The sequence below is a fragment of the Marinobacter sp. genome, assembly GCF_041690615.1.
Taxonomy (GTDB): domain Bacteria; phylum Pseudomonadota; class Gammaproteobacteria; order Pseudomonadales; family Oleiphilaceae; genus Marinobacter.
In genome coordinates, this window is the sequence record NZ_JAWLGY010000018.1 from 65,171 (window position 1) to 82,017 (window position 16,847).

16 protein-coding genes are annotated in these 16,847 nt (G+C 61.2%); 7 read left to right on the forward strand and 9 right to left on the reverse strand.

Annotation, left to right across the window (positions count from 1 at the left end):
* Positions 1-3: 3 nt before the first annotated feature.
* From ACESMZ_RS13230 to ACESMZ_RS13240, 3 genes are all read right to left on the reverse strand, one after another.
* Entirely contained in the window at positions 4-1,233 is a 1,230-nt protein-coding gene (locus ACESMZ_RS13230; RefSeq protein WP_372972762.1) for a nucleoside recognition domain-containing protein, read from the reverse strand.
* A gap of 70 nt (positions 1,234-1,303) precedes the next feature.
* Positions 1,304-2,443: a hypothetical protein gene (locus ACESMZ_RS13235; RefSeq protein WP_372972763.1), complete on the reverse strand. Its 1,140-nt coding sequence runs from the start codon at positions 2,441-2,443 to the stop codon at positions 1,304-1,306.
* Positions 2,444-2,541: 98 nt separating this feature from the next.
* Entirely contained in the window at positions 2,542-3,255 is a 714-nt protein-coding gene (locus ACESMZ_RS13240) for a MauE/DoxX family redox-associated membrane protein (RefSeq protein ID WP_372972767.1), read from the reverse strand.
* A gap of 444 nt (positions 3,256-3,699) precedes the next feature.
* On the opposite strand from ACESMZ_RS13240, the gene ilvG reads away from it, so the two are divergent.
* Positions 3,700-5,397: an acetolactate synthase 2 catalytic subunit gene (ilvG, locus tag ACESMZ_RS13245; RefSeq protein WP_372972764.1), complete on the forward strand. Its 1,698-nt coding sequence runs from the start codon at positions 3,700-3,702 to the stop codon at positions 5,395-5,397.
* Positions 5,394-5,675, forward strand: a complete 282-nt coding sequence (locus tag ACESMZ_RS13250) for an ACT domain-containing protein (protein WP_372972765.1) — start codon at positions 5,394-5,396, stop codon at positions 5,673-5,675. Before ilvG ends, ACESMZ_RS13250 begins: the two co-directional genes overlap by 4 nt.
* An 85-nt stretch (positions 5,676-5,760) precedes the next feature.
* On the opposite strand, the gene ACESMZ_RS13255 is transcribed toward ACESMZ_RS13250, so the two are convergent.
* On the reverse strand, positions 5,761-7,311 hold the full coding sequence (locus ACESMZ_RS13255) for a class I adenylate-forming enzyme family protein (RefSeq protein ID WP_372972766.1): 1,551 nt from the start codon (positions 7,309-7,311) through the stop codon (positions 5,761-5,763).
* A gap of 311 nt (positions 7,312-7,622) precedes the next feature.
* Positions 7,623-8,576: a helix-turn-helix transcriptional regulator gene (locus tag ACESMZ_RS13260; RefSeq protein ID WP_372958150.1), complete on the reverse strand. Its 954-nt coding sequence runs from the start codon at positions 8,574-8,576 to the stop codon at positions 7,623-7,625.
* A 137-nt stretch (positions 8,577-8,713) separates the two neighbouring features.
* Between ACESMZ_RS13260 and ACESMZ_RS13265 the strand changes: the two genes are divergently transcribed.
* On the forward strand, positions 8,714-9,349 hold the full coding sequence (locus ACESMZ_RS13265; RefSeq protein WP_372958149.1) for a glutathione S-transferase family protein: 636 nt from the start codon (positions 8,714-8,716) through the stop codon (positions 9,347-9,349).
* A gap of 144 nt (positions 9,350-9,493) precedes the next feature.
* Positions 9,494-10,204 carry an SGNH/GDSL hydrolase family protein gene (locus ACESMZ_RS13270; RefSeq protein ID WP_372958148.1) on the forward strand — a complete coding sequence of 237 codons (711 nt, stop codon included), beginning with the start codon at positions 9,494-9,496 and terminating at the stop codon, positions 10,202-10,204.
* 21 nt (positions 10,205-10,225) lie between these two features.
* Here ACESMZ_RS13270 and ACESMZ_RS13275 read toward each other — a convergent pair whose 3' ends face one another.
* Together ACESMZ_RS13275 and ACESMZ_RS13280 are read right to left on the reverse strand one after the other, a co-directional pair.
* Positions 10,226-11,029 carry a thioesterase family protein gene (locus ACESMZ_RS13275; RefSeq protein WP_372958147.1) on the reverse strand — a complete coding sequence of 268 codons (804 nt, stop codon included), beginning with the start codon at positions 11,027-11,029 and terminating at the stop codon, positions 10,226-10,228.
* A 75-nt stretch (positions 11,030-11,104) separates the two neighbouring features.
* Positions 11,105-11,908 carry an enoyl-CoA hydratase-related protein gene (locus tag ACESMZ_RS13280; RefSeq protein WP_372958146.1) on the reverse strand — a complete coding sequence of 268 codons (804 nt, stop codon included), beginning with the start codon at positions 11,906-11,908 and terminating at the stop codon, positions 11,105-11,107.
* Between the two features lie 271 nt (positions 11,909-12,179).
* Between ACESMZ_RS13280 and ACESMZ_RS13285 the strand changes: the two genes are divergently transcribed.
* Together ACESMZ_RS13285 and ACESMZ_RS13290 are read left to right on the forward strand one after the other, a co-directional pair.
* Positions 12,180-13,085: a hypothetical protein gene (locus ACESMZ_RS13285; RefSeq protein WP_372958145.1), complete on the forward strand. Its 906-nt coding sequence runs from the start codon at positions 12,180-12,182 to the stop codon at positions 13,083-13,085.
* Positions 13,075-13,638 carry a hypothetical protein gene (locus ACESMZ_RS13290; RefSeq protein ID WP_372958144.1) on the forward strand — a complete coding sequence of 188 codons (564 nt, stop codon included), beginning with the start codon at positions 13,075-13,077 and terminating at the stop codon, positions 13,636-13,638. The genes ACESMZ_RS13285 and ACESMZ_RS13290 overlap by 11 nt, the downstream gene beginning before the upstream one ends.
* Positions 13,639-13,664: 26 nt before the next feature.
* On the opposite strand, the gene ACESMZ_RS13295 is transcribed toward ACESMZ_RS13290, so the two are convergent.
* Together ACESMZ_RS13295 and ACESMZ_RS13300 are read right to left on the reverse strand one after the other, a co-directional pair.
* A complete protein-coding gene (locus ACESMZ_RS13295; RefSeq protein WP_372958143.1) occupies positions 13,665-13,808 on the reverse strand; it encodes a hypothetical protein in 144 nt (47 codons plus the stop codon).
* A 23-nt stretch (positions 13,809-13,831) separates the two neighbouring features.
* Positions 13,832-15,115 carry an NAD(P)/FAD-dependent oxidoreductase gene (locus ACESMZ_RS13300; protein ID WP_372958142.1) on the reverse strand — a complete coding sequence of 428 codons (1,284 nt, stop codon included), beginning with the start codon at positions 15,113-15,115 and terminating at the stop codon, positions 13,832-13,834.
* Between the two features lie 169 nt (positions 15,116-15,284).
* Here ACESMZ_RS13300 and ACESMZ_RS13305 point away from each other — a divergent pair, with 169 nt between their 5' ends.
* Positions 15,285-16,820 carry an aldehyde dehydrogenase gene (locus ACESMZ_RS13305; RefSeq protein ID WP_372958177.1) on the forward strand — a complete coding sequence of 512 codons (1,536 nt, stop codon included), beginning with the start codon at positions 15,285-15,287 and terminating at the stop codon, positions 16,818-16,820.
* Positions 16,821-16,847: the final 27 nt, after the last annotated feature.

Here is a 16,847-nt window from a genome sequence, read left to right on the forward strand (position 1 = left end):
CGGCTAACCAAAGAACCAGTAACAGACGCCAATGGCAGTCACGATTCCCGCCAGGTCGGCCAGCAGTGCACAGGCCAGGCCATGACGGATACGCCGGATACCCACCGCGCCGAAGTAAACAGCCAGTACGTAGAAGGTCGTCTCGGTACTGCCCTGCATGGTGGCTGCCATCAGGGCCGGGAAGCTGTCTACGCCAAACGTGTCCATGGTTTCGATCATCATGGCCCGGGCACCACTGCCGGACAGCGGCTTTATAAACGCCGTGGGCAGGGCGTCCACGAACCGGGTGTCCCAACCCAGTACCTCTGCCAGCCAGCGGAAGCCATCCAGCCCCGCCTCCAGCACCCCACTGGCCCGTAAAACGCCTACCGCTACCAGCATGGCCACGAGATAGGGCAGCAGGCTGAGGGCCACCTGAAGCCCCTCCCTGGCGCCTTCGACAAAGGCGTCGTACACGTTCACCCGGCGCAGCGCCGCGATGGCCAGGAAGCCCACCACAATCCCGAACAGGGTCAGGTTGCCCACCAGGGTCGACGTCGCCTCCAGGGCCTGGGCAGACATGCCTGCCAGTGTGGTCAGCAGCAGGCCAAGGGCGGCAGCGCCCCCTACCAGGTAGGCCAGCACTACCGGGTGCCAGAGCTTCAGCCTTTGCACCAGGGACACAGTCAGCAACCCCACCAGGCTGGAGGCCGACGTGGCCAGCAGAATGGGCAGGAAGACGGCCGTGGGTTCAGCCGCGCCCTGCTGGGCCCGGTACATGAAAATGGTCACCGGCAGCAGGGTCAGGGAGGAGGTGTTCAACACCAGGAACAGGATCTGGGCGTTGCTGGCGGTATCCTTGCTGGGGTTTAGCTCCTGAAGGGAATGCATGGCCTTGATGCCGATGGGCGTGGCGGCGTTGTCCAGGCCCAGCACATTGGCCGCGAAGTTCATGGTGATGTGGCCCATGGCCGGGTGTCCGCTGGGCACTTCCGGCATCAGCCGCCGGAACAGGGGGTCCAGCAAACGGGCGAGCACGTCCACCAGGCCGGCTTTTTCAGCAATGGCGAGAATCCCCAGCCACAGGGTCATGGTGCCGGCCAGAACCAGCACGATTTCCACGCTGAGTTCGGCCATATCGAACAGCGCGGTCACCAGCCTGCTGAACACTTCCGGGTCGTTATTGCCCAGCCACTGCCAAAGCGCGGCCGCAAAGGCCGCCAGGAAAAAGCCGAGCCAGATTCCGTTCAGCATGGACTGTTGGCCTCCCTGTCCGTCCGCCGGCACACCGCGGAGCCACTGTTCCCTATGCTATTCGCCATCCTCACCAGGCCCGTTCGCGCAGGCCACCAGCCCGGCGCGCCCGGCCGCCAAGCCACAGCAATACGGGTACCAGCGCCCGCAACAGTGCCGCCAGTGGCAACATCAGCCAGCGGAGCAGGATCAGTACCGGCAACAGAATCAGCGTCCAGCCTGCCCACTGCACCAGCCAGGTGGGCAGGCCCGCAACCCGGGCAACGTCCGCCAGCACATCACTGATCACCACCGGATGGCGGATCACCAGGTAGCCGGCGCCGATGACCAGCGGCCAGCGGGCATAGCGAGCGCTGCGCAGGACCATCCGCCCCGCACCGGTCACCCGCGCCGCCAGCGCGGCGGAGCGGGTCGATAACCCGGCCCCTCGTGTGGTGGCTGCCGCGGCCCGGCCGACGCGTAGTACCTTTACTGCGCTGGCAAAGACCAGCACATCCACCGATGCCCAGCCAATATCAGACAGCCGGATTTCCTCGCCGGTGCGTTGACGAGTCTCCAGGGTACGGACGCCACTGGTAAAGAAATCAGTGACGCCTTCGGTGATGCGCTCGGTCTGGATCCAGTGAACGGAACCGTCATCCGACACTTCAAACTGACCGAGAAAGCCGTGGCCCTCGGCGTCAATAAAGTTAACGGCATACCAGCCACGCTGTTCCGGGGTCAGTTCCGGAGCGGGTTCATCCTGTTCTGGCGCACCAGGCGTAGCGGCACTCTCGTCCCGGGAAGGCTGGAAGCTCTCCACAAATTCCCGTATCCGGTCATACTGGCGGGACAGGGCATTCATTGATTCAATCGTCGCCACCGGGTTGTCGATAAAGTAGTTCACCGGTGGTAATACCGCTTCACCATAACGGCCCAGGATATCCCGGAACTCAGGTTCCGAGGCATAAAGTGGCAAAACCCGGGCTGCCATATCCGGATAGCGCATGACGGCCGCCCGGGCCTTCAGGGACACCAGGGGGTCGTCCGACAGGTCCAGCAAGGCCGCCTGTAGCTCCACGGGCAGATCCTCCACCCGGGTCACATCGGGCAGGGATTCCTGCGCCTGAATCCGGACAAGTCTTTCTTCCAGGGGCTCGGGCTCATGCCACCCGGCTACGCCGGCGGCCAACACGCCGGCCAGTACCATCAGCACCACCGCAGTTTTCAACCGGGACACCTCGCGCTTTGGTCAGCAACAGATGCCCTCCAGCTTATACCATCCCTGTCAGATTCTCCTATGGCTGCACGACCGGCACCACGGACGATTCACATCACGTACATCCGGAACGGCATCCATAACCCCATGGCCACCATGATCAGGTTTTCCGTCAGCGAGACAAAGCCCAGGGGCACGTTGCTGTTGCCGCCCACGCAGGCGCACTTCAGTTCCCGCCGGTCAATATAGACCGCCTTGAAAACCGAGAAGGCCCCAACCGTGCCGATAAACAGGGCAACAGGAGAAGCCAGCCAGATCAGTGCGCCCGCGAGCATGAGGATGCCCGCCAGGGTTTCGCCAAACGGATACAGGTACCCGTAGGCCACCTGCCGCTGGGCCAGCAGATCATAGTTGAGGAACATGGTGCTGAAGCTTTCCACGTCCTGCAGTTTCTGCAACCCCAGCAGGATCATCGCGATGGCGACAAATTTCTCGACGGTCATCAGGGAAAAAACGGCATGGTCGAAGAACCACATAATGCCAACGGCCATCAGCAGCGCAGTTCCAAATACCGCGATGACGGGCTGATAGCTGGTGTCGTCGTCCGGATCGTCCAGGTCAAAGTGGACCCTCAGTTCGTCATAGCCGCCGATACGCTGGCCATCGATAAAGGTCTGGGGCGTGGTATCCACGTTATGCTCGTCCTGGAACCGGTCCACTTCATCCCGGCTGGTGAGATGGTGGTCTTCCACCGTATAGCCTTTTCGTTCGAGCAGGAACTTGCTTTTCATCCCGAACGGGCAGAGATGTTCCGACATCACCATGCGATAGAGCTGGGCTGTCTTGCCTGGATTTGCATTCTCCACTCGAGCTGCCTCCCCGGCGTTGCACGCCGATACCGGATAAACCAATCACGCTCTCCTGTTCAGCCTAGCAGTAGCCATGGCGCGTTTGTGCCCAGCGCCCTTACGGTTGCGTAATACCGGCCACTGCCACGATTCGTTTTCGCCGAACGACCAAAAGGCTTGCGCAATGCCTCCCGTCGCGTTAGATTGAGGTCTACTGTCAAACAGATCGATTTCTACCCATGAATCTGAACGCCGTTGTCGTAATCGTGAAGCTAGTCCTGGTGGTCGTGGTGCCATCCGGGGGCTTTTGCGTGGACAGACGGTTGACTGACTGACAGACCAGACGAACACCAAGGCCCCCGGCACCGAAAGGTTCCGGGGGCTTTTTTTTTGCACCTGAAAAAGCAAAGGGAAAACACCATGAACGGCGCACAGCACATCCTGGAGGCATTCCATCGCCACCACATCGACACGGTTTTCGGCTACCCCGGCGGCTGTATCATGCCGCTATACGATGCCCTGCTGGACGATGCAGTGGTGGAGCATGTGCTGTGCCGCCACGAACAGGCCTGCGCCCTCGCCGCCGACGGCTATGCCCGCGCCAGCGGCAAAACCGGCGTCTGCATTGCCACCTCGGGCCCCGGCGCCACCAACCTCATCACTGGCGTGGCCAATGCCCACCGGGACTCGGTTCCCATGGTGGTGATCACCGGGCAGGTGCCTTCCGCCCTGATTGGCACCGATGCCTTCCAGGAAACGGACATGCTGGGCATGGCACTGGGTATCGTGAAACACAGCTACCTGGTGGATCAGGCCGACGAACTGCCGGGCATTCTGGAGCAAGCCTTCCGCCTGGCCAGCGAAGGCCGTCCCGGTCCGGTCTGGATCGACATTCCGAAGGACATCCTGCTGGCAGAGGTCATCGCCAAGCCGGTCGTTCAGGAAACCGAGACCGGCAACGAAGCCGTTGATGTCTCCGGCGTAATGGCTATGCTCAAGGCCAGTCAGCGACCCCTGTTATACAGCGGGGGCGGTCTCTCACTGGCCCATGCGGAGGAAGCCTTCCGGGCCTTTGCGGATGCTTCAGGTATACCCGGTGTGACCACCCTCAAGGGGCTGGGTAACGCCGGCAAGCGGGCACCGAACGATCTGGGCATGCTGGGCATGCACGGCTCCCGGGCGGCCAATCGGGCAGTCGCTGAGTGCGATCTCCTGTTGGTGATCGGCGCCCGCCTGGATGACCGGGCCACAGGCAAGCTGGAGGCCTTTGCTCCCAACGCCCGGACTATTCATATCGACGCCGATGCCGCCGAGTTCAACAAACTGCGGCCTGCGGATCTTACCCTAAAGGGTGATCTGGCAACGATTCTGCGGGCTCTCACGGGGGAAGTCCAAACGTCACCCCTGGCCATCAGCGACTGGCAGCAAACCTGCCGTCAGTGGCATACCACCGGCGGCTTCCATGCAGCGGATAACGACGACCCCTACGCCCCCATCCATGGCCCGGCGTTTATCCGTCAGCTCTCCCGCATCGCCCCCGACGACACCGTCATTGCCTGCGACGTTGGCCAGCACCAGATGTGGGTCGCCCAGTACTATGACTTTGACCATCCCCGCCACCACCTGACCAGCGGCGGCCTGGGCACCATGGGGTTCGGCCTGCCGGCAGCCATCGGTGCACAGTTCGCCGACCGGGACAGTACGGTGATCAACGTGACCGGTGATGGCTCGTTCATGATGAACGCCCAGGAGCTGGCCACCATCCGCCGTTACCGGCTACCGGTGAAGATCATCATCCTGGATAACCAGTGCCTGGGCATGGTCCGCCAGCAACAGGAGCTGTTCTACAACAACCGGGAAAGCCAGATCGACCTGGACGACAACCCGGACTTCCTGACCATGGCAAAGGCGTTCGATATACACGCCCTGCACATCAACCGCAGCGACCAGGTCCGCCGTGGCATCGAAACCCTGCTGGCGTACCGGGGCCCGATGCTGCTGCACGTAGCCATCGCCCGGGAAGAAAACGTCTGGCCCATCGTGAAACCTGGCGCCGGCAACACCGACATGATCGACGAAACCCACCGCCCACGAAGCAACAAGGAGCACGTAGCATGAACCCGCAATCACAGGCCGCCAGCTACCAGATACGCTGCCGCATGACCCCGGAAGCCGCCGCCCTTGAGCGCCTGTGTCAGGTGGTGCGGGTTCGCGGTTTCCGCATTGCAAGGATGGCCATGGAGCATGTCGGCGATTCGCTGGATATCGACCTCACCCTGGAAGGCACGCGGCCTATCGGAATGCTGCAAAGCCAGTTGGAGAAGTTGCAGACGGTCGTTGGGGTAGAGCTCAAAGACCAGGCGCTGCCGGCCATTGAGCGATTTGCCTCAGGCTAGGAAAACTGCTGGAACTGGCGTTCGGGGACAAGCCGGGGCAAAGCGATCGAGTCCCGGCGAGTACACTCCGAAAACGTGGCAGCGTTCAGCTAGCCTCGGGCTTCTTCAGTTGTGCCTCCAGCTCATGGCGCTTGATCTTGCCCGTCGTACTGCGAGGCAGGTCAGCGTCGGTCACGAAGCGGACACCCTTGGGCATCTTGTAACCAGCAATCTGGCCACGACAGCATGCCAGCACGTCGTCCTCCGTGAGATTGTCGACGGCTGGCACGACGAAGGCGACCGGCACCTCTCCCCAACGTGCATCCGGCGTGCGCACCACTACCGCGTCGGCGATGCGGGCATCGGCGAGCAGAACACGTTCAATTTCGGCCGGATAGATGTTCTCACCGCCGGACTTGATCAGGTACTTGCGTCGGTCCACGAAGTCCAGCGTCCCGTCCGGATTGCGCACAAACATGTCGCCCATATGAAACCAGCCACCGCGAAAATCCCTGGCGTTCACCTCCGGAGCTTGCCAGTAACCGCTGAACAGCGATGGACCGCGGATGGCCAGTTCCCCGGGTTCACCATCCGGCACTTCCCGATCCTCGGCATCAACCAGGCGAACCTCACAGTAAGAACTCTGCACCTTGGACAGGTTCTTCGCGACCGTGCCCGGGGCAATGAGTCCAGCGGTGGCCGGGCCCGAGCCGGTTTCTGTGGAACCAAAACTGTTAACGTAAGGTGCGTCCAGAAGCCGGGTGACGTCGGCGATCTGGTGCAGTGGCACCAGGTCTGCCATACAGCCGCAGGACTTCACACCCGACGGGTGTATACCGCCACGCTTCATGGCTTCGATGAACGACTCGATCATGCCCGGCATCAGCACCAACCAGCCGATTCGTTCCCGACCGACCACGGCAGCCAGGGCATCCGGATCGTAGCCGTCCTGCACGATCACCTTGCTACCGCGGCACAGCGCGGCCAACGACAGGTCAGTCGACACCATGTGGAACAGCGGCGCCCAGGCGACGAAAGCGTCCTCCCGTTCGATTTCATGATCAATGTAGAACGTCTGGCCGCGGGCAATCTCAGCACGGTGACTGATCAACGCACCCTTGGGCAGCCCGGTGGTTCCGCTGGTGTACAGGATCAACAGACCGTCCTCCCCCTGAGCGGCGTTCGGCGGCTCTGCAGTGGATGCCCCTGCCAGCGCCGACTCGTAATCCTGGCCAAAGCGCAGAATGTTGGGCACATCGTGATTTACGTCTGCCAGCACCGGTTCATGCCGCTCAGAGACCAACATTACTCGCGGCTCGGTAAGCCGGATGCAGTGCTCAAGCTCGCCTGCAGCCAAGCGCCAGTTCTGGGCCGCGACGATGGCGCCCAGCTTGGCCGCAGCCAGCATCGTTTCCAGGTATTCGATACGGTTCTCGGACAGTACCGCAACACGTTCCCCACGTCTCAACCCGCGATCCGCCAGCCAGTTTGCCAGGCGGTTCACACGCTCGTTGACCTCCCCGTAGGTGTACTCGCCATTGGGGTCCTGCAGGGCCACACGTCGGGGGTGGTAGCGAGCCTGGTGGCAAAAAAGCCCACCGATGGTAAGCGAGGCTGCACTGGCGACCGCGGTGGTATCGTTCTGACTGTCTGACATCGCTTCACTCCGGCCTTCCGGGGCGGCCTCATACCGCCTCCGGGGGCTTCGCAGTTTTCCTGCGCTTCCATGCAGCACTTGATCGTCTCGGCATCCGACAAACTGGATCTGGTCTTGAAAACTAGTTCACATCTGTTATTTGAGCAAGTGATTGGTCAGAAACTTTGCCCAGGAGTTGCCGAAATCACACAGTGACAGGGCCGGCTGCCTCACTCACCTCTTCAGGCATTAATGCGCGCCGCCCCTGGCACCGCTGCCGGCAGCCCGCCCGGTGGCGCCGGCGTAATGGATCGCAGCCTTACCGATAGCGGTCAACAGGCCGCCAGCAACTGTTCAGCGTGCCTGCGCAACGCCTCCCTCAGGCCGTCCGGCGCCAGGATGGTGAAGCGCACGGGCAGGTGGGACAGCCAGCCGGCGAACCACTCCAGACTGTCGGTTTCGGTCCGGAGCAGCAGCCCATTCCCATGGGCATCAAACTGTCCGGCACATTCCGGCATGAAGGTCCCCAGGGCGGCCAGGCTCTTGTGGTCGGTGTGCAGCAGCACCCGGACCTCATGGGCCTGACCCCAGGAAGACAGGCTGTCCTGCAGGAACCGGGCCGGATCAAAGCGCTCCGGGCGTTGGAAGGTGTCCGGCAGTGCCTGGACCTGGTCTATCCGGTCCAGCCGGAAAGACCGCATGGCCTGGCGCAAGTGGCAGTAGCCAACCACATACCAGCGGCCCTGACGGAAGACTACACCATAGGGGTCGATGGTCCGTGCCATCCGGCCCTGGTCCGGTGAATGATAGTGGAAGGCCACGCGGCGACTGTCCTCCGTGGCCCCGGTGAGGGTCAGTAGGGCATGGTCATCCAGGCTGGGCTCGCCCCTGGGCAGGATCACCCGGGTGGTGTCACGTACGCCCCGCACCCGGCGTTTCAGGTTGTCCGGCATAACCCGTTCCAGCTTGGCCTCCACCCCGGCGATGGCGGGAGCATAGGACGCCAGCCCCAGTTGCCGGGCCGCCAGCAACCCCAGGGCAATGGCCAGGGTTTCCTCATCAGTGAACATCATTGGCGGCAGTTTGAACCCGGCCACCAGCCGATAACCCCCATAGCGTCCCTGCTCGGTGGTGACGGGAATGCCCAGCTCTTCCAGCACCGAGATATAGCGCCGTACCGTGCGGCGGTCTACCTCAAGGCGCTCGGCCAATTCGGCGCCACTGATCTGGCGGCGGGATTGCAGCAGCTCCAAAGCAGCCAGTATGCGGGTGGTCGGTCCTGACATGGTGGCTATCCTTCCTGCATCCGCAGGCCGATGATTAAATTTTCACTGTGCCGCTTATATAGGACGTCTTCTCGCCTATATCCACCCTACTCTGGTCCTGCAGGCAGTAAAACCCAACAAGGAAGAGGAACAACACCATGTCAGAGCTCACGTTCTACACCAACCCCATGTCCCGCGGCCGTGTCGTGCGATGGATGCTGGAAGAGCTGGCCATCCCCTATGACCTCAAGGTGATGGCCTTCGGCCCTGGAATGAAAACCCCTGAATACCTGGCTATTAACCCCATGGGCAAGGTACCCGCCATTCGGCACGGTGACATGGTGGTCACCGAAGTCGCCGCCATCTGTGCCTACCTGGCGGACCGCTTTCCTGAAAAACAGCTGGCACCGGCGGTTAACAGCCCGGAGCGGGGGCCATACTACCGCTGGCTGTTCTTCATGGCCGGCCCGTTCGAGATGGCCACCAGCGCGAAAGCCTACGACTGGCGGATTGATGATGACAATGTTCAGGCGGTCGGTAGCGGACGCCTGGACGACGTCATCCAGACGCTGGAACAGACCCTCGCGAAGGGGCCGTATATCTGCGGGGAGCAATTCACCGCCGCCGACGTACTGGTCAGCAGCTACCTGTGGTGGGAGATGATGCAAAAGAACCTGCCATCCAGGCAGGTGTTCCAGGATTACGTCAACCACATGGAGAGCCGTCCTGCGGCGAAGAGAGCGAATCAACTGGATGATGAACTGGCGGAACAGATGAACGTCGCCACCGCGTAGGCAAAGGCGTGTCATCCATGGCCCGCTCGCGGGGTGTGGATGACACGCTTTACGGGCGACAGCGGCACTCCCCTTGCGCTTGATCTGACATCACAGCCATAGCATTCTTCCAGAGCAGCATCATTCGTTCACGGGGATACCACCATGCACCTGCCGTTTTGGCTGACCACCGCTGGCCTGTCACCTGTGCTGATCTATCAGGGCAAACAGACGCGACGCAATACCGTGCGGCTACCGGAGGCGAGCGGCGAACCTTTCGGGCAGTACGGCGAAGGCATTCCGCAACGGCGGATACTGGTGATCGGCGAATCCACCGCCGCCGGGGTCGGCGTGGAAACCCACGACCAGGGGCTGGCCAGCCAGCTGGCCAGGCGCCTGTATGAGCGGACCGGCCAGGTAACAGCGTGGCACACCTTTGGCATCAATGGCGCCACCCTCGCCGAACTGATGGCACAGCTGGACATCGACACCCTGCCCGAGGCGGACCTGGTCCTGCTGAGCATGGGAGTGAATGACACCACCGGCCTGACGCCCCGCAACCGGTTCCGGCAGCAATTAGTCACCCTGGGCGAGCAGTTGCGCACCCATTATGACTCACCACTGGGATTATTAAGCGTACCGCCCATGCATCGCTTCACGGCGCTGCCATCTCCGTTGCGGCAGGTCATGGGCTGGCGGGCACGGCAGCTGGACCGCGTCTATCGGGAGCTGGCCCGGACACAGCCGGAAGCCTTTGTTCACCTGTGCTATCCGGCCGTCACCGATTCCGGGTTGTTGGCGGCCGACGGTTATCATCCGGGTGAAAGCGGCTACCGGCTTATGGGTGAAACCCTGGCCGACCTGTTGGATCAGTGAATCCGGAAGGGCGGGCCAGTACTAGCCCGGCGCTTTCATGGTAATAACCGCCTGCAGTATCTTGCCCACCGGCCCCTGGCTGTCGAAGAGGGTCGTCTCCACCAGGCCAACGCCGGTGTCCTGCATCCGGCTGCGGGCATCCAGCCCCAGCCATTCGCCCACCGGGCTCCGGTGAAGGTAGAGGGTGACGTCTGTATTGATACAGCCCAGCTCGCTGGACAGGTTCAGCTGACCGACGCCGTTGCCGAAATCACAGAGTGTGGCTGCCATGACGGTGGGGCTGGTTGCCACGCCCTGTACCAGCGGCAGTGGCAGTTTTAGCCAGGCCACGCCCTGCCCGCTGCCATCAACGCCTTCTATAACGACCGCCTTGGCCGTACTGTGCAGACCCACTGGTGAATACCGGTTCTGCCAGCCGCCGGCTTCGGCAATGCTGGCCTCCACCGGCCAGGAAGGAGGCTCCAGCCCTGTCGCCGGGAAACGTCCGTGTTCCGGTACGGTAACTGGCCGGTTCTCCAGAAACAGCGCACTTGCCCGGGTGACCTCGGCCTCCCCGGCGAAGAGCGATGCCTCCAGTATCTGCAGCCGCTTGCCGCCGCGCACCAGGCGCGTAGCCACCGTCAATGGAGCATTGGGTACGGCTCGCAACAGATCCACGGTGAGCCGTGAGAGGTGCAGGTCGTTATTGTCCGACGCCTGTTCCACGGCATGGGCCATCAGCCCGACCACTGGCCCACCGTGCAGCTGCCCCGGGCTCCAGGGGCTGCCGCAGGCGGGCGTTGGCAGATAAAGATCGCCGTCTCGCTGAAAAAGCGCTTCAGTCATGGGTTGTCCTTGTTATTGTGGAGGTCTGGTAAAACAACAGATTACCAGAAACCAACGGGACGTCCCGATCGGGAATTACTTCTTCGCCATGGATTCCAGCATGCGGTTCACTGCGTCCAGGTGTTCCGGTTCGTTGTGGCACATGCCCTGGAAGACGGAACACAGGTCCAGGAAGTCCTTCAGCTCCATACGCTGGGCCATTTTCATCAGGCGCTTGGTCAGACGGGTGGCTTTCGGTGGCTGGCTGGCGATGCGGGTGGCCATCTTCATGGTCGTGGGCATCAACTCGTCAGCAGACACCACGTCCAGCGCGATACCCAGCTCCTTGGCCTCTTTTGCTTCCACCACACGCCCCGTGAGGGTCAACTCGAAGGCACGCTGGTAGCCAATCAGTCGCTGCATAAACCAGGCACCGCCGTCGCCCGGGATGATCCCGAGGTTAAGGAAGGTCTCGCCGAACTTCGCCTTTTCGGAAGCAATGCGCACGTCCGCCATGTTGGCCAGGTCAAAGCCGGCGCCGATGGCCGGTCCATTCACCGCAGCAATAATGGGCACTTCCACCGCCTGCAGGGCCAGGGGAATACGCTGGATACCCTTGCGATAACGGTCCGAGCACTCGGCCACATCACCGGCAAAGTCGCCGCCCCGCTCCGCCATATCGCGGACGTTGCCACCGGCACTGAAGGCCGAGCCCGCACCGGTGATCACCAGCACAGAGACATCGTCACAATGGTTTACCCAATCGGCGGTGGCGACGATATCGTCAATCAGGTTGGAACCGGTCAGTGCGTTGCGCAGGTCATGACGGTTCAGGGTCAGCACCGCGACACGGTCTTCCAGGTTCAGCAGGGCATCAGTCAGTTGGGGGAGGTTGCTCATCGGGAATGGCTCCTTGGTAGTCTTGGGGGAGCACTAGGATAAACCACCAGTTATGAATTTGCTTGCGGGAGGGAAGTCTGCTCTCCGACGTGACAGCGTTGCTCTGAGCAACTTCGGTGATCAGGCAAGCCTACGGGTCTTTCGAAGCGTGATCCAAGAGGTTTTGAAAGAATCCACAACCCTCCAAAACCGCCATTGACGTTCGGCTTTCAAGCAACAACAATTACACGACTTAATGGATTAAGCACACCAACTGATATGGAGATCACCCATGCCTTCCCCTCGCATGCGACGCGCACGCGAACTTGTCCAAGAGCGTCAGTTACGAACCGATCTGAAAGAACAGCTCGTCAGTAATCGGCCTGACATCCATGTTCTGAATGCCCGGGAATTGACCGGCGTGTGGGTTAATATACAGAAGTCCAAAAACGTCTCTGAAGAGGATATCGCTGCTACGTTCAGAGAGTTAACCGAATTCTCACTGGATATGGTCCGGGATCATACGGGGACTGTTTCCTCCGCTATCGTCCTCTCAAAACTTGGTGCGGATATGCATCGCTCAGGTTCGATTTTCGGCACATACAAAGTGATACAAAAAGAAGGTAAGCATTTCATCGTATTATCGGGCTATGCCGGCCTCAGAAAGCACCTGAACGCACCGGTTTACGGTCTCAGTAACCCCAAGGTTGTCCGGATGGGAGTAGGTATCTCAGCGGCCAATGCCGCCTTAAAAAGCGGAGCTGCACTGACTCTTGTCCTCAGCCCCACTATCCGAACTCTAGAGTGGCTGTTTGTCGACCAAAAGAAAACGTTAGAGTCCGTTTTGGCTCATATCGCTACAGACATAGTCAAAGGCTTTGTTGCTGCGGGAGCGGCATATTTTATTGGTGGAATGCTCCCAGCAGTAGCCAGCATGGCGGGATTCGCCATAACCGCAGTGATCCCTGTAGGTGTCGGCATTGCTGTCGCGATTGCTGCCGGGTTTGCGCTGAATGAACTAGACGAACGCTACCAAATCACGGAAAAACTAACCGAAGCACTGGTCGATTGTCGCAAAGATTGGGTCATAGCAACGGAAAAGGTTAGCCGAGACCTCCACTACTACTTCGATACACCGCAAGGCAACCTGGAATTCATCCGGCGATTTATGGGAGCGGGCGGCGGTTATGGCTACTAGCCAAGTAGCGTCTGACGGGCTGAACCCGAAGGGCGCCCTGGTTGGCGGACTTGGGTTCGCTGCTCTGGCCCTGATACTGGTTGCGGTCTCGATATGGTTCGTCAGCCTTATACATGGCGACTACGGAGAAGCGCTCGAATCCCGGGATCCGATCTTCCTTGAAAAAACAGGCTACACCCTCTTCTATTTCGCCCCCCTTGTGTTTACAGGGCTCTTGATCTTTGGCCTCGCCTGTATGGCAGTTGGCATTCGCGGCAAACCCTACCCGAAAGCCATATCCGACCGGCTCAATAGAACCGTGGGCTCGCTTGTGCTCGTTGGGTTGCTTGGTATGTTCGCGGGCTCCTGGGTCGCCAACAAGATGTGGGCTGAGGTTTTCCGAAGCCATGGATATAACGAATGCCCTGGGTCTTTCACTATTACCAGTAAATGGTTCAGCACCGTATGGGTCGACCAGCCCGACCTCTGCCATGACGAAAACGTCCTGACAATGTTCAGGGAAGGTGAACAAGTGTCCACGATCAACCGCTTCGTTTTGGAGCAGCACCCATAGGGTAGATATTCCTGGTACCCCCTCTATCAGGCGCTTACCCGTGCCGTCACTTCAATGTCCAGCTTCATGCCATCATTCAGCAGTCCTGCCGCAAACACGGCGACGGGGTACGATTCGCCCGGATACTTCTGGAAGACCAGGCAGCAGGGCTCGAAGTCGGCCAAGGACACATGAGCGCCGCTCCAACTCCGGGTCAAACCCCCAGCCGGTCCCGCATAGCATAGTACCAGGCACCGATGGCGGTGAACGGTACCCGGAACAGGCGCCCCCCCGGGAACGGGTAATGGGGAAGGCTGGCGAAGGCATCAAAACGATCCGCCTGGCCCTGGATCGCCAGCGCCAGGGCCCTGCCCGCCACATGGGTGAAGGTCACGCCATGGCCGGAACAGCCCTGGGAATAGAATACATTGTCACGCAGGCGGCCCATCTGGGGCAGCCGTGACAGGGTCAGCAGGAAGTTGCCGGTCCAGGCATAGTCCACCTTCACGCTCGCCAGTTCCGGAAAGGTTTTGAGCATATTGGGCCGAATCAGCCGTTCGATATTGGCCGGGTCGCGGGCACCGTAGATCACTCCGCCGCCGTAGATCAGGCGCTTGTCACCGGAAAGACGGAAATAGTCCAGCAGGTAGTTGCAGTCTTCCACGCAGTTATCCTCGGGGAGTAGCCGTTTGGCGACGGCATCATCCAGCGGCTCGGTCGCGATGATCTGGGAGCCACAGGGCATGGACCTGGCAGCCAGTTCCGGCACCAGGCCGCCCAGGTAGGCGTTACCGGCCAGCACCACAAACCGTGCACTCACTTCTCCCTGGTCGGTTTTCACCGTGGCGGGTTGGCCCTGCAGGAGTTCGGTAACGGGCGAATGTTCGTGAATTACGCCACCGAGCGACTCCAGCGCCGCCGCTTCGCCCAACGCCAGGTTCAGTGGATGGATATGCCCGCCGCTATGGTCGATGGCACCGCCAATGTAGCGCTCGCTGCCGACCCGCGCGCGAATGCCTTCCTTGTCCAGCAGTTCCAGCTGGTCATGGCCAAACCAGCGCCACAGGGCCTGCTGGGACTCGAGGTGCTTTTGCTGGCGCGGGTTGAGGGCCGCGAAGATGCCGCCTTCCTTGAGGTCACACTGGATGTCGTAATCATGCACCCGCTGGCGAATGATCTGGCCACCTTCAAAGGCCATCTCCGCCAATAACCGGGTATGGTCCGGGGTGGTCTGGCGCTCAATGGTGTCCAGGTCACGGCTGTAACTGTTAACGATCTGGCCACCGTTACGGCCGGAGGCACCCCAGCCCACCGTCGTGGCTTCCAGCACGACCACCCTGAACCCGGCCTCGGCCAGGAAGAGCGCCGTAGACAAGCCAGTGTACCCGGCACCCACTACGCAGACATCGGCTTCACAGGGCCCCTGCAGCGGCGGACGGGCCGATGTCTGGTTGGCAGAAGCGGCATAATAGGAAGGCACCGGGGGATACTGGGTCATGGATAACGCCATCTGAGTCAGGACAGACAGCCGCGGGCGCGGCTATCGGGCTCAGTCTATGCCAGCGCCCGGAACTCGGGAAGACACGTTCTTCTACCTATAGCGGCGTGCGCCTGGAATCCTGATAGTGCGCCTGATAATGGCCGATTCCCTTGCCTGCGAGGCACCCATGACCGAACGCCACACCCCTTCCGCACCCATCAGCGTCAATACGCCGAGTACCCAGTCCCAGTGGCAGTCCCTGGCCGAAAAACTGACCATTGAAGGCCGTGCCTATATCAATGGCGCTTACCAGTGGGCCTGCGAGGGCGAGACCTTCCCCTGTATCAGCCCGGTGGATGGCCGTGAACTGCTTCAGCTAGCCAGTTGCCAGCAAGCCGACGCGGACCAGGCGGTCATCGCGGCACGCCGCACCTTTGAAGAGGGCGCCTGGAGTCGATTGGCACCGACCGAGAGAAAGCGTGTGTTGATCCGTTTCGCTGAACTGATCGAGACCCATGGCGACGAGCTGGCCCTGCTGGAAACCCTGGATATGGGCAAGCCCATCAACCACGCCCGCACCATCGATGTGCCTGCCACGGCCCGGGCCATCCGCTGGACCGCTGAAGCCATCGACAAGGTCTACGGTGAGCTGGCCGCTACTCCCCATGACCAGATCGGCATGATCTCCCGGGAGCCCATGGGTGTGGTAGCCGCCATCGTGCCCTGGAACTTCCCGATGATCATGGCGTCCTGGAAGATCGCACCGGCCCTGGCTACGGGAAACTCGGTGATCCTCAAGCCTTCGGAGAAATCGCCCCTGACGGCCATTCGTCTCGCAGCACTGGCCGAAGAGGCCGGCATTCCGCCAGGCGTATTCAACGTGCTGCCCGGTTTTGGTCATACCGTGGGCAAGGCCCTGGCGTTGCATATGGATGTGGACTGCCTGGTCTTCACCGGCTCCACCAACGTCGCCAAACAACTGATGATCTACGCCGGCCAGTCCAACATGAAGCGGGTCTGGCTGGAAGCCGGCGGCAAGAGCCCCAACATTGTCTTCGCCGACGCGCCGGACCTGAAGAAGGCCGCCGCCGAGGCCGCTGGCGCCATCGCCTTCAACCAGGGCGAAGTGTGCACCGCCGGCAGTCGGCTGCTGGTGGAGGAGAGCATCCGCAGTGAGTTTATCGACCTGGTCTGCGACGCCCTGAAAGGCTGGCGCCCCGGCCATCCGCTGGACCCGGCAACCACCTGTGGAGCCATCGTGGACCAGGCCCAGCTGGACCGCATTATTGACTACATCAGCATTGGCCAGGCCGAGGGTGCAAGGCTGGTGCAGGGGGGCCAACGATTGATGGAAGAGACCGGCGGCCTGTTTGTCGAGCCCACGGTCTTTGACGGCGTGCTGAACCCCATGCGCATTGCGACCGAGGAAATCTTCGGGCCGGTGCTGTCGGTGATCGGGTTCAACACCGCGGAGGAGGCTATTGCCATCGCCAACGACTCCATCTACGGACTGGCGGCCGCAGTGTGGACCGCTAACCTCAATACCGCCCACAAAGTGGCTAAGGCTCTACGGGCGGGCAGCGTGTGGATCAACAACTATGATGGTGGCGATATGACCGCACCCTTCGGCGGCTTCAAACAGTCCGGTAACGGCCGCGACAAGTCACTTCATGCCTTTGACAAGTACACCGAACTGAAAGCCACCTGGATAGCCCTGGACTGAAGTCCGGACGAAAAACGGCGCCTCAAG